This window comes from Nocardioides sp. NPDC058538, from assembly GCF_042719275.1.
Lineage (GTDB): Bacteria > Actinomycetota > Actinomycetes > Propionibacteriales > Nocardioidaceae > Nocardioides.
This window is the reverse complement of sequence record NZ_JBHXNY010000002.1, coordinates 130,746-142,761: the sequence shown is the minus strand read 5'-3', so window position 1 is coordinate 142,761 and position 12,016 is coordinate 130,746. Positions and strand designations below refer to the sequence as shown.

Annotated in this window: 12 protein-coding genes; 11 read left to right on the top strand and 1 reads right to left on the bottom strand. The window is 69.2% G+C overall.

What is annotated here, in order from left to right; translation table 11 throughout:
- Positions 1-203: 203 nt before the first annotated feature.
- The 10 genes from ACFWQC_RS02655 to ACFWQC_RS02610 are packed head-to-tail and all read left to right on the top strand — an operon-like array spanning position 204 to position 9,982.
- Positions 204-1,169 carry an ABC transporter ATP-binding protein gene (locus ACFWQC_RS02655; RefSeq protein ID WP_378672674.1) on the top strand — a complete coding sequence of 322 codons (966 nt, stop codon included), beginning with the start codon at positions 204-206 and terminating at the stop codon, positions 1,167-1,169.
- On the top strand, positions 1,166-2,167 hold the full coding sequence (locus tag ACFWQC_RS02650) for an ABC transporter ATP-binding protein (RefSeq protein ID WP_378672672.1): 1,002 nt from the start codon (positions 1,166-1,168) through the stop codon (positions 2,165-2,167). The genes ACFWQC_RS02655 and ACFWQC_RS02650 overlap by 4 nt, the downstream gene beginning before the upstream one ends.
- Before the next feature lie 4 nt (positions 2,168-2,171).
- Positions 2,172-3,134: an ABC transporter permease gene (locus ACFWQC_RS02645; RefSeq protein WP_355225181.1), complete on the top strand. Its 963-nt coding sequence runs from the start codon at positions 2,172-2,174 to the stop codon at positions 3,132-3,134.
- Positions 3,131-4,018 (top strand): ABC transporter permease, encoded by an 888-nt coding sequence (locus tag ACFWQC_RS02640; RefSeq protein WP_355019811.1) that lies wholly within the window; start codon positions 3,131-3,133, stop codon positions 4,016-4,018. Before ACFWQC_RS02645 ends, ACFWQC_RS02640 begins: the two co-directional genes overlap by 4 nt.
- A gap of 25 nt (positions 4,019-4,043) precedes the next feature.
- On the top strand, positions 4,044-5,690 hold the full coding sequence (locus ACFWQC_RS02635; RefSeq protein ID WP_378672667.1) for an ABC transporter substrate-binding protein: 1,647 nt from the start codon (positions 4,044-4,046) through the stop codon (positions 5,688-5,690).
- Entirely contained in the window at positions 5,687-6,568 is an 882-nt protein-coding gene (locus tag ACFWQC_RS02630; RefSeq protein ID WP_378672664.1) for an MBL fold metallo-hydrolase, read from the top strand. The genes ACFWQC_RS02635 and ACFWQC_RS02630 overlap by 4 nt, the downstream gene beginning before the upstream one ends.
- Positions 6,565-7,011, top strand: a complete 447-nt coding sequence (locus ACFWQC_RS02625) for a Zn-ribbon domain-containing OB-fold protein (protein WP_378672661.1) — start codon at positions 6,565-6,567, stop codon at positions 7,009-7,011. The genes ACFWQC_RS02630 and ACFWQC_RS02625 overlap by 4 nt, the downstream gene beginning before the upstream one ends.
- A complete protein-coding gene (locus ACFWQC_RS02620) occupies positions 7,008-8,150 on the top strand; it encodes a thiolase (RefSeq protein ID WP_378672658.1) in 1,143 nt (380 codons plus the stop codon). Before ACFWQC_RS02625 ends, ACFWQC_RS02620 begins: the two co-directional genes overlap by 4 nt.
- Positions 8,151-8,186: 36 nt before the next feature.
- On the top strand, positions 8,187-9,101 hold the full coding sequence (locus ACFWQC_RS02615; protein ID WP_378672656.1) for an SDR family oxidoreductase: 915 nt from the start codon (positions 8,187-8,189) through the stop codon (positions 9,099-9,101).
- Complete coding sequence (locus ACFWQC_RS02610) at positions 9,098-9,982, top strand: MaoC/PaaZ C-terminal domain-containing protein (RefSeq protein WP_378672653.1); 885 nt, start codon at positions 9,098-9,100, stop codon at positions 9,980-9,982. The genes ACFWQC_RS02615 and ACFWQC_RS02610 overlap by 4 nt, the downstream gene beginning before the upstream one ends.
- 21 nt (positions 9,983-10,003) lie before the next feature.
- Here the strand turns inward: ACFWQC_RS02610 and ACFWQC_RS02605 are convergent, their stop codons facing one another.
- On the bottom strand, positions 10,004-10,648 hold the full coding sequence (locus ACFWQC_RS02605) for a TetR/AcrR family transcriptional regulator (protein ID WP_378672650.1): 645 nt from the start codon (positions 10,646-10,648) through the stop codon (positions 10,004-10,006).
- Positions 10,649-10,789: 141 nt separating this feature from the next.
- On the opposite strand from ACFWQC_RS02605, the gene ACFWQC_RS02600 reads away from it, so the two are divergent.
- The gene (locus tag ACFWQC_RS02600) at positions 10,790-11,962 is read left to right on the top strand and encodes an acyl-CoA dehydrogenase family protein (protein WP_378672647.1); all 1,173 of its coding nucleotides are present in this window, start codon (positions 10,790-10,792) and stop codon (positions 11,960-11,962) included.
- The last annotated feature ends 54 nt before the right edge of the window (positions 11,963-12,016 follow it).

Genomic DNA, 12,016 nt, shown 5'->3' with positions numbered 1-12,016 from the left:
GAAGAAAGTCCGATATCCGGATTGTGACCCTTGACACACTCGTTTGGCGACCCAATGATGAATCTCATCCTAGAGCGTGATTCTAGATTGAGCCACCAACATCGGCGACCGACAGCCGGTCGCGGACACGAACGGGAGGGTCCGATATGAGAGCACCAACTGGGTCCGCGAATGTGCCGCTTCTGCGCATCGAGGACCTCCACGTGGAGTTTCGGACCGGGGGCGGGACGGTCGAGGCGCTCAACGCCGTCGACCTCTGGATCGATGCGGGCGAGACCGTCGCCGTCGTCGGCGAGTCCGGCTCCGGCAAGAGCGTCACGGCGCTCGCTGTGCTCGGCCTGCTGGGAAACGGCCGGGTCAGTGGCGGTCGGATCACGTGGGACGGCAGGGACATCACCGGAGCCGACAACCACGACATGCGCGCCGTGCGGGGCAAGGACATCTCGGTGATCTTCCAGGACCCGATGACCTCGCTCGATCCCCTCTTCACGATCGGGCACCAGCTCGTCGAGGCCTACCGGATCCACCACGACGTCTCGAAACGGAAGGCACGCGAGCGCGCGGTCGAGCTGCTGGAGCTCGTCGGCATCCCCGAGCCGGAGACCAAGTTCAAGGCGTATCCCCACCAGCTCTCGGGCGGCCAGCGGCAGCGGGTCATGATCGCCGGTGCGCTGGCCTGCGACCCGCGCCTGCTCATCGCCGACGAGCCGACCACCGCCCTCGACGTCACCGTCGAGGCCCAGGTCCTGGCGCTGATCCGCGACCTCCAGGATCGGACCGGGGTCGGGCTCATGCTGATCACCCACGACATGGGTGTGGTCGCCGAGATGGCTGACCGGGTGGTCGTCTTCTACGCCGGGCAGGTCGTCGAGACCGGCACCGCCGACGAGATCCTCGACCGACCGCAGCACCCCTACACCCAGGCGCTGCTCGATGCGATCCCGCGACGCGACACCCCGCGAGACCAGGAGATGCCGGCGATCCCGGGCGCCGTGCCTGCCCTCAACGAGATGCCCAGCGGCTGCCGCTTCGTCACCCGCTGCTCCGAGGCCGGCCCCGAGTGCGACGCGCCCCAGCCGCTGCGCGACGTCGCCGGGCGACAGGTCCGCTGCTGGCGTCCGGACGAGGAGCGCGGTGCCCTCGCCGCGATGGCGGAGGTGGCCCGATGATCGTCCCCGGCGCCGCTCCCCTCGTCGAAGCACACGGTCTCGTCAAGCACTTCGGCGACGGCAAGGGCCTGCTCACCCCGAACCGCCCACCCGTACGAGCCGTCGACGGCGTCTCCCTGACCATCAAGCGCGGGGAGACCCTCGGCCTGGTCGGAGAGTCAGGCTCCGGCAAGTCGACGCTCGGGCGCCTGATCCTCCGGTTGATCGAGCCGACCAGCGGCTCGGTCACCTTCGACGGTCAAGACATCGCCACGCTCTCGAAGAGCAGGCTGACGCAGCTCCGCAAGCGGATGCAGCTCGTCTTCCAGGACCCGTTCAGCTCGTTCAACCCCCGGATGACCATCGCGCAGGTGCTGACCGAGCCGATGGTGGTCCACGGCATGGGTGACAGGGCCGGGCGGATCAAACGCGCCAAGGAGCTGCTCGACCTGGTCGGCCTCCCCTCGTTCGCGCTGGAGCGCTACCCCCACCAGTTCTCCGGCGGCCAGGCGCAGCGCATCGGGATCGCCCGAGCGCTCGCCACCGACCCCGACCTCATCGTCTGCGACGAGGCGGTCAGCGCACTCGACGTCTCCGTCCAGGCGCAGGTGCTCAACCTGCTCAAGGAGGTCCAGCGCGAGCTCGGGCTCTCCTATCTCTTCATCGCGCACGACCTCAACGTGGTGCGCTACATCTCCGACCGCGTCTGCGTGATGTACCTCGGCAAGCTCGCCGAGGTGGCCCACGCCGACGACATCAGCGAGCGGCCGAGACATCCCTACTCACAGGCCCTGATGGCGTCGATCCCCTCCCCCGACGCCCATCACCAGCTGCGTACGCCCCTCGCCGGCGAGATCCCCAGCCCACGACGGCCGCCGTCGGGCTGCCGGTTCCACCCACGCTGCAACCAGAGCGTCGACGGCTGCGACCGCGACGAGCCGGAGCTGCTGACCATCGGCACCTCGAGCGACGCCCGCAGCGTCGCCTGCCACCTCTTCGACCCCACTTCCGCGAGGTGATCGCATGCTTCTCTACGCCGGACGACGCCTGACCTACGGCCTGCTCGTGCTCGCCCTGGTCGCCACTCTGGTCTTCCTCATCATCCGACTGATCCCCGGTGACGCCGTCCGGCTCCAGCTGGCCGACGCCCCCGGCGTCACCCAGGCCCAGATCGACCAGCGCACCGCCGAGCTCGGCCTGGACGAGCCGATCCTGACCCAGTTCGGCCACTTCGTGGGCGGGCTGGTCCAAGGCGACCTGGGCGACTCGTTCGACGACGAGCGGCCCGTCACGACCAAGATCCTCGAGCGCCTTCCCGCCACCCTCGAGCTCGGCCTGCTGGCCATCCTCTTCGGGATCCTTCTCGGGGTGCCGTTCGGCATGCTCTCGGCGATCCGGCATCACAGCGTCGTCGACAACGTCATGCGCTTCCTGGCGGTCATCGGAATGTCGCTGCCGAACTTCTGGCTGGCGCTCCTCCTGATCACCTTCCTGGCCCTCTGGTTCGGCTGGTCCCCACCACTGGTGTACGCCTCCCCCACCGAGGATCTCGGCCAGAACCTCATCCACATGGCGCTCCCGGCGATCGCCCTGGGCGCCGCGACCATGGCGAGCATCGCCCGGATGCTGCGGTCATCGCTGCTGGAGGTGCTTGGCTCCAACTTCATCCGCACCATCCGCTCCCGGGGCGCCTCCGAGCGCGTCGTCGTCCTGAAGCACGCGGGCCGCAGCTCGCTGATCCCGGTCTTCACCGTGCTCGGTCTGCAGGTCGGCCACATCCTCGGCGGCACCGTCATCCTCGAACGGATCTTCGCCATCCCGGGGATGGGTTCGCTGATCTTCGAGGCGGTCGGGCAGCGCGACTACCCGGTCATCCTCGGCTGCGTCATCTTCTACGGCGCCATCTTCATCCTCGTCAACGTCGTGGTCGACCTGCTCTACGCGGTCATCGACCCGCGGATCCGTTACGAAGGAGCCTCCGCATGAGCATCGCCATCTCCGGAACCGCGCGCGCGGCCCGCCGCCCAAGATCCCGCAGCGGTCTGGTCCGGTTCACCAGGGAGCAGCCCCTCGGGGCCATCGCGCTCTTCCTGATCACGCTCTTCGTCGTGGTCGCCGTCCTGGCACCCTGGATCGCCCCGTACGACCCGCTCGCCCAGGACCGGGTCAACATCCTGACCGCTCCGGGAGTCGGCGGCCATCTCGCCGGCACCGACGAGCTCGGCCGGGACGTCTTGAGCCGGTCGCTCTACGGCGCCCGGACCTCCCTGCTGATCGCGGTCGCCACGCTCGCTCTCGGCGGTGCGATCGGCCTGATCGTCGGTGTCGTGTCGGGCTACTTCGGCGGCACCTGGATCGACTCCGTGCTCCAGCGCATCATGGACGCGCTGATGGCGATCCCCTCGATCGTGCTGCTGCTGTTCGTGGCCGCCCTGCTCGGCCCGAGCGTACGCAACACCGTGATCGCCCTCAGCCTGCTGGTGATCCCCTCGATCAACCGCGTCGCACGTGGCGAGATGCTCCGCATCCGCGAGGAGCCGTACGTCGAGGCCGCCCGCTCGGTCGGCTGCGGCACCCCACGGATCCTGCTCCGCTACGGGCTGCCCAACCTGATGGCCCCGCTCTTCGTGATGGGCTCGCTGCTCTTCGCGGTCATCCTCATCGCCGAGTCCGCGCTCAGCTTCCTGGGCATCGGCACCCCGCCGCCCACACCCTCGTGGGGCCGGATGCTGAGCGAGGGCCGCAGCCAGCTCGAGATCGCCCCGTGGATGACCGTCGTTCCCGGCCTGATCCTCTCCGTGTCCGTCCTGGCGTTCAACCTGCTCGGTGACGCCATGCGCGACTTCCTCGACCCCAAACAGCGCCGCTAGCCCCATCCCACCCAAGGAGTCCGTGATGTCCCACCCCATGCTTCGCCTCACGAGATCACAGGTCCGGACCGCCGGTGCGGTCGCGGCCGCTGCCTGCCTCGCCCTGACCGCCGCCTGCGGAGCGGGCGGAACCGCCGCCGGGAAAGGCCAGATCGTCGAGGACGCCGGACCGCCCCAGGACGGCGGCATCCTGCACACCGCGGCCACCGCCGACGCGCCTTCGCTGGACATCCACAAGGAGGCGTCCTACATGACCCACGTCGCCGTCGGAACCGTCTACAGCCGGCTGGTCGCACCGAGCACCGGCAAGGACGTCGAGTACGGCTCGAGCGAGCTCGAGGGCGACCTGGCCGAGGAGTGGTCGAAGTCGGCGGACCTGAAGACCTGGACCTTCAACCTCCGTCAGGGGGTCAAGTTCCACGACAAGCCGCCGGTCGACGGGCGCGAGTTCACCTCGGCCGACGTCAACTGCACGGTCGACCGGATCAAGACCCTGCCCGGCCACCAGCTCGGTCTGGTCGCCGGCGTCACCAAGGTGGAGACCCCGGACCCCTACACCGTGGTCTTCACCCTTGCATCGGCGAACACCGCCTTCGACCAGACGATGGCCAACCCGTTCATGGCGATCCTCCCCTGCGAGGGCACCAAGGGCGAGTTCAACCTGGCCGAGGAGGCGATCGGCACCGGCCCGTTCGTCCTGAAGAGCTGGAAGCGCGACCAGGAGCGGGTGATGGAGAAGAACCCCGACTACTTCATCGAGGGCCTCCCCCACCTCGACGGCATCCAGACCACCGTGCTCCCCGACGCCCAGGCGCAGATCGCCGCGCTGCGCAGCGGCAAGCTCGACATGATCTCCTCGCTCTCCACCGAGAAGCGCCAGGTCGACCAGCTCCTCAGCCAGATCGACGGGCTGCAGCTGCGTACGGAGAAGGGGATCACCCAGACCCGGGTCTTCATGAACGCCCAGGAGGGGCCGTTCAGCAAGCTCGAGGTCCGCCGCGCGGTCGCGCACGCGATCGACAAGGAGGGGATGATCGAGGCCCTGCGCTCGGGCGGCTCCCTCACCGGTCCCATCTCGCCGACCCTCTTCGGGGCGCTGCCCCAGGACGAGGTCGACGGGCTGCTGGAGTACGACCCCGAGAAGGCCAAGAAGCTTCTGGCCGACGCCGGCTACCCCAACGGCTTCTCGGCCGACCTGGTCGCCACCGACGGCTACGGCGAGACCATCCTGCGCGAGGCCCAGTGGGTCCAGGAGGACCTCGCCAAGATCGGCATCAAGCTGACCATCGACCAGCAGGACTACGCCACCTACGTCAGCTCGACCTGGCCCGAGACGAAGTACGACATCATGTACGGCCTGCAGACCCCGATGCTGACGGCCGACGAGTACCTCACCTCGGAGTACACCAGCACCGGCACCCGCAACTGGTCGAAGGTCGACGACCCGGAGCTCGACGAGATGGTCGCCGCCCAGCGCGTCATCACCGACGAGGCGCAGCGGGAGAAGGCGCTGCAGGACATCGAGCGCTACATCATGGAGAACGTCTCCACCCCGCTGCCGCTATACGCCTACGACACCCAGACGCTGTACTCGGGCAAGGTCCACGACTACCACCCGCACCCGGACTACTCCTCCCGCGAGCTCCAGAACGTCTGGATGGAGCAGGAGTGAGCAGCGGCCCTCCCGTCCAGAACGAGTACCGCCGGGAAGACTCCTGCCGCATCGACGCGATCTGGGACGTCGGCGGGGCCCCGCCGAGACCTGAGGAGCCGGTGGAGGTCACCGATGGCGTCCACCTGCTGCTCGCGCCGAACGCCAACCACTGGACGTACGAGGGCACCAACACCTGGATCGTCGTCGGGGAAGGTCGGGCCGTGGTCATCGACCCCGGTCCGACCGACCCCGAACACCTGGACCGGATCGACGAGGTGGTGCGCGGGGCCGGCGCCCGCGTCGATTCGATCCTCCTCAGCCACCATCACGGCGACCATTCCCAGGCCGCCCATGCGGTGGCCGAGCGATGGCAGGCGCCCATCAGGCCACGGGTCCAGCACGGGACCATCCCGGACGGGACCCGGATCGACCTGGGCCGGCGCACCGAGATCCGCGCTCTCACCACCCCCGGACACACCTCCGACGGGGTGAGCTTCTCGCTCGGCGACCGCCGCGTGATGCTCACCGGGGACACGGTGCTGGCGCGGTTCAACCCCTACATCTCGCACCCCGACGGCACCATCGCGGACATGCTCGGCTCGATGGCCCGGATCGCCGGCCTGGTCGACGACGGCTGGGTCCTCCTCCCGGGACACGGGCCGGCGGTACGCGAGCCCACGACGTACCTGCGGGCGCGGATCGCCGACAGGCAGCGCCGGATCGACCAGGTCGCCGGCCTGCTGGCCGACGGCGTGGCCCGCGAGCAGGTGACCGACCACGTCTACGCGAAGGTCGACGACCAGCGTCGTCCGGCCGCCCGGGCCTCGGTCGAGGCCATCCTCCACTACCTCGACACTCGCGCCCTCGGGAAGCGGGAGAAAGGAAGCACCGTATGACGCAGCACCCTGTGAGAACGGCTACCCCGGAGGTCGGCCCGCAGGCGCGGTTCGCGCCGCGGGCGACCCCGGAGACCCAGCCCTACTGGGACGCCACCGCCGCCGGCAGGCTCGACCTGCCGAGGTGCCGCCCCTGCGACCAGGTCTTCTTCTACCCACGCTCCTCGTGCCCGCGGTGCGGCTCCACCGACCTCGAGTGGGTCACCTGCTCCGGCAAGGGCCGGCTGCACACGTACGTCGTCTCCCACCGCCCCGCACCCGGCTTCCCGGTGCCGACCGTGATCGCCGTGGTCGAGCTCGAGGAGGGTCCCCGGATGATGACCAACCTGGTCGAGGCGGATCCGGACGCGCTCGAGCTCGACATGCCGGTGGAGGTGCGCTTCGAGCAACGCACCGGCGTCGCCGTGCCCGTCTTCGCCCCGGTGAAGGAGAACGCCCGATGAGCCGCGACGTCGTCATCATGGGTGCCGCCGAGACCGACATCGGCAAGCTGCCCACCACCTCGACCCTCGAGCTGCACGTCGAGGGCGCCCGCCGGGCCCTCGCGGACGCGAACCTGACCAAGGACCAGGTCGACGGCATCGCCTCGGTCTCGATCCCCGGCCCGATCCAGGTCGCGCACAGCCTGGGGATCACCCCGACCTACATCGACGGCACGGGCGTCGGCGGCTCCTCGTTCCTCTTCCACGTACGTCATGCCACAGCGGCGATCAAGGCGGGCTACGCCGACGTGGTGCTGGTGACCCACGGCGAGTCCGGCCGGTCCCGCGTGGGCGCGCCGATGCATCCGCGTGCCAACGACTCGGTGATGGCGCAGTTCGAGATGGCGTACGGGATCACCGGTCCGCCGACGAGCTTCACCGTGCCTGCCCGACGGTTCCTGCACGAGACCGACAACACCCTCGAGCAGCTCGCCGAGGTCGCGGTCGCCCAGCGGCGCTGGGCATCCCGCAACCCCCGGGCCATGTTCCGGGAGGAGGTCAGCGTCGACGACGTCCTCGGCGCCAAGATGATCGCCGACCCGTTCACCCTGCTGATGTGCTGCCTGGTGACCGACGGCGGTGGCGCGCTGGTCGTCGCCTCGCGAGAGTTCGCCGAGGCACACGGGAGCGACAAGCCGCTGGTCCACATCCTCGGCACCGGCGAGGCGGCCACCACGCCGCTGATCTCGCAGATGGAGGACATGACCCGCTGCAAGCAGTTCACGTTGTCCAGCCAGGCGGCGTTCAAGGAGTCGGACACCTCCCCCGCCGACATCGACCACCTGATGATCTACGACGCCTTCGCGCACGTCCCGCTCTACGGCTTGGAGGACATGGGCTTCGTCGGCCGCGGGGAGTCGGGTGCGTTCGTCGCCGACGGGCACACCTCCCCCGGCGGACGCCTGCCGATGAACACCAACGGCGGCGGCCTGTCCTACACCCACACCGGCATGTACGGGATGTTCGCGATCCAGGAGTCCGTACGCCAGCTGCGCGGCGAGGCCGCCGCGCAGGTCGACGGGGTCGGCACCAGCCTGGTGCTCGGCAACGGCGGCATGTTCATGAGCGCGGCGACCTTGATCCTCGCCAACCAGCGCTGAGCCAGCACTGACCCCACCACCCGAAGGAGCAGACCCATGGCAAGCACCGACCGACAGGTCGTCATCATCACCGGCGCCGGCCGCGGCCTCGGCCGCGCGCACGCACTCGAGTTCGCACGCCGCGGCGCGGCGGTCGTGGTCAATGACCTCGGCGCCGGCCTCGACGGCACCGGCAAGGCCGACGACCCCGCGCAGCAGGTCGTCGAGGAGGTACGCGCCCTCGGCGGCGAGGCGATCGCCAACGGCAGCGACATCAGCGACCCCGAGGGCGCCCAGAAGCTGTTCCAGGACGCCCTCAACGAGTGGGGCAGGGTCGACGTACTGGTCAACAACGCCGGGATCCTGCGCGACCGGATGCTGGTCAACATGTCCATCGACGAGTGGGACGCGGTCATCAAGGTCCACCTGCGCGGCACCTTCGCACCGATGAGCGTGGCCGCCCAGCACTGGCGCGAGCTCTCCAAGCAGGGTGAGGACGTGGACGCCCGGATCATCAACACCACCTCCTCCTCCGGGATCTACGGCAACCCGGGGCAGATCAACTACGGCGCCGCCAAGGCCGGCATCGCGGCAATGACCGTCATCGCCGCCCAGGAGCTGCGCCGCTACGGCATCACCGTCAACGCGATCGCCCCCGCGGCGCTGACCCGGATGACCGAGAACCTCAACCCCAGCCGGCCCCAGGTGGTCGAGGGCGAGTGGAACCCGGGCGCACCGGAGAACGTCTCCCCCGTGGTCGCCTGGCTGGCCTCGAAGTCCGCGCGCGACGTCACCGGGCGCGTCTTCAACGTACGCGGCGGGCACGTGAGCGTGGCCGAGGGCTGGGTCGCCGGCCCGACCGAGGAGAAGGACGGCCCGTGGACCGTCGAGGAGCTCGACGTGGTGCTGCCCAGCATGATCGCGGAGGCCCGGGCGAACTCGCTCACCAGCGGAAGGACGCCCGAGGCATGAGTCTGGACCAGTCAGTCATCGGCGTACGCTCCGAGCCCGAGGAGCGGTCCTGGACCGGTGCGGACACGCTGCTGTACGCCCTCGGCGTCGGTGCCGGGCACGACGACCCGCTGACCGACCTGAGCTACACCAGCGAGCACGGCGACGACGCGTGCCCGGAGCAGAAGGTGCTGCCGACGTTCGGGGTGATGGTCACCTGGGGCGCCAGGCGCGGCGGGAGGAGGATGGGCGACTTCAACCCGGCCATGCTGGTCCACGCCGAGCAGGAGGTCGTCCTGCACCGGCCCCTGACCGCGGAAGGGACCGTCTCGCTGACGTCCCAGGTGACCGGCATGTACGACAAGGGCTCGGGAGCGCTGGTCGCGAGCGAGGCCGAGGCGGTCGACCCGGCGACGGGCGAAGCCGTCGTGACCACGCGCAGCTCCGTGTTCATCAGGGGCGAAGGCGGGTTCGGCGGCGACCCCGGGCCCAGGGTCGCCTCGCCGATCCCCGAGCGCGATCCCGACGAGCTGGTGACGATGCCGACCTGGCCCGGCCAGGCGCTGCTCTACCGGCTCAGCGGCGACCGCAACCCCCTGCACTCGGACCCGCGCTTCGCCGCGCGCGGCGGCTTCGCGCGCCCGATCCTGCACGGGCTGTGCACGTACGGGGTCACCGGCCGGGCGCTGATCGGCACGATCGCCGGAGGCGACGGAGACGCGATCGCCGGAGGCGACGGAGACGCGATGGCCTCGATGGCCGGCCGGTTCTCCTCGCCGGTCCTTCCGGGCGAGACCCTGCAGGTCGCGATGTGGCGGGTCGACGAGCTGACGACCGCCTTCCAGACCAGGAAGGAGGACGGCACCGTGGTCATCGACCGCGGGCTGGCCACATGGCGCTGACCGTCGAACGCACTCTGGGAGCTACTCGGCCGCCTGAGCCGCGGGCTCGGCGACCTCCCCGACGAAGAGCCGCTGGGCCAACGCGATCGCGTGCCGAGACACTCGCCGCGCCTGGCGCTTGGTCTCGCACGCGGCCGTCATCCGGGCCGCCTCACCGATGAGCGCGGTCAGGATCGCGCCGAGCAGCTGGTTCTCGTCGCTGACACCGAGGCCGAGCACCTGCAGGTTGCGGCGGATCCACTCGATGTTGCGGCGGCGGCGCATCATCTCGAACCCCGGCGGGCCGTCGCCGGCGTAGAAGACGGGCAGCAGCTCTCGGTCCTCCCAGACCGCGTCGAGGTAGGCCAGGGCACCTGCCTCGAACTGGTCGAGCGGCGCCTCGACGCCGTTCTTGCGCGCCTTCGCGACGCTGGCAGCGGCGGCGGCGGCCAGCCGGTCGACGTACTCCTCCCACAGGGCGAGGTAGAGCTGCTCCTTGCCACCGAAGTGGTGGTAGACGCTCCCGACGCTGGAGCCGGCACGAGCGACGACGTCGGAGACGCTGGCCACTGCGTAGCCCTTCTCCGCGAAGACCTCGCGCGAGGCGTCCAGGAGCTGACGGCGCGTCTCCTCGGTCTTCGCCCAGCGACGCCCTCCCGGGCGCTGCGATTCGACCTCTAGGGCCATCGTTCACTCCTCGTCGTGGTGCCGGGATCTTCTCACAATATGCGCAATTCCTCTTGACGACGAACCGCTACTGCGTGACGCTTCTCATAGTTCATTCTAGAAAACCATTCTAGAAACTCACTCTAACCGAAGGAGCGGGCAATGATCGACTTCGCGCTGGGAGAAGAGCATCGAGCAGTCAAGGAGGCCGTGCGCCAGTTCGTCACCAAGGAGGTGATGCCACTGGAGGACCAGGTCCTCCTCAACGAGCGCAACGGCCGTCCTGCGCTCGAGCCGGGACAGCTCAAGGACCTGCAGGCCAAGGCCCGCAAGTACGGCTACTGGGGCATCAACACCCCGGAGGAGTACGGCGGCATGGCCGCGGGAGCCGTGATGTCGGCGATCATCGCGGGTGAGGCCGGGCGCACCTTCGTGCCGTTCCGTTTCGGCGGTAGCGCGGACAACATCCTCTACGCCGGCACCGAGGCGCAGAAGCAGGAGTACCTCATCCCGACCATCGAGGGCGATCGCCGCAGCTGCTTCGCGATCACCGAGCCCGGCGCCGGCTCCGACGCCCGCAGCATCCGGTCCAGGGCGGTCCGTGACGGCGACGACTGGGTGATCAACGGCGAGAAGATCTTCATCACCAACGGCAACGAGGCCGACTTCGTGATGGTCTTCGCCGTCACCGACCCGGAAAGGGGCGCCGACGGCGGTGTCACCTGCTTCCTGGTCGACCGGGCGATGGGCTGGGAGTCCACGCCCATCCCGACCATGGGCGAGTGGGGTCCGGCGGCGCTGAGCTTCCAGGACGTACGCGTGCCGAACGACCACATCCTCGGTGAGGAGGGCAAGGGCTTCGAGCTGGCGATGCAGTGGATCGGCAACGGTCGCTTCATGATCCCGGCCGGGGCCATCGGTGCCGCGGAGCGGATGCTCGAGATGGCGATCGAGCACGCCAACAACCGTCACTCGATGGGCCAGGCGATCGCCAACTACCAGTTCATCCAGGGCCACATCGCCGACAGTGCCGTCGAGCTGGAGGCCGCCCGCTGGCTGACCCTGCATGCCGCCTGGCAGGTCGAGAACAAGATGGACGCCCGGCACACCTCCTCCATCGCGAAGCTGTACGGCACCAACATGGCCAACCGCGTCGTCGACCGCGTCCTCCAGATCCACGGCGGCATGGGTTACACCAAAGAGCTCCCGCTGGAGCGCTGGTACCGCGAGCTGCGCCTGCTCCGCATCTTCGAGGGAACCGACGAGATCCAGCGCCGTACGATCGCCCGAAATCTCCTCAAGGGCCACGTCAAGGTGGGAGCGTCGTTGGCATGAGCGAGGGCAAGCGAGCGAGCATCGGATACTTCAGGGCGCCGCGTCCGTATTCTG

Coding starts and splice junctions, on each gene's coding strand:
- ACFWQC_RS02605 (WP_378672650.1), bottom strand. CDS start 10,648: ATGGCCCTAGAGGTCGAATCGCAGCGCCCGGGAGGGCGTCGCTGGGCG.
- ACFWQC_RS02620 (WP_378672658.1), top strand. CDS start 7,008: ATGAGCCGCGACGTCGTCATCATGGGTGCCGCCGAGACCGACATCGGC.
- ACFWQC_RS02615 (WP_378672656.1), top strand. CDS start 8,187: ATGGCAAGCACCGACCGACAGGTCGTCATCATCACCGGCGCCGGCCGC.
- ACFWQC_RS02610 (WP_378672653.1), top strand. CDS start 9,098: ATGAGTCTGGACCAGTCAGTCATCGGCGTACGCTCCGAGCCCGAGGAG.
- ACFWQC_RS02635 (WP_378672667.1), top strand. CDS start 4,044: ATGTCCCACCCCATGCTTCGCCTCACGAGATCACAGGTCCGGACCGCC.
- ACFWQC_RS02600 (WP_378672647.1), top strand. CDS start 10,790: ATGATCGACTTCGCGCTGGGAGAAGAGCATCGAGCAGTCAAGGAGGCC.
- ACFWQC_RS02640 (WP_355019811.1), top strand. CDS start 3,131: ATGAGCATCGCCATCTCCGGAACCGCGCGCGCGGCCCGCCGCCCAAGA.
- ACFWQC_RS02645 (WP_355225181.1), top strand. CDS start 2,172: ATGCTTCTCTACGCCGGACGACGCCTGACCTACGGCCTGCTCGTGCTC.
- ACFWQC_RS02650 (WP_378672672.1), top strand. CDS start 1,166: ATGATCGTCCCCGGCGCCGCTCCCCTCGTCGAAGCACACGGTCTCGTC.
- ACFWQC_RS02625 (WP_378672661.1), top strand. CDS start 6,565: ATGACGCAGCACCCTGTGAGAACGGCTACCCCGGAGGTCGGCCCGCAG.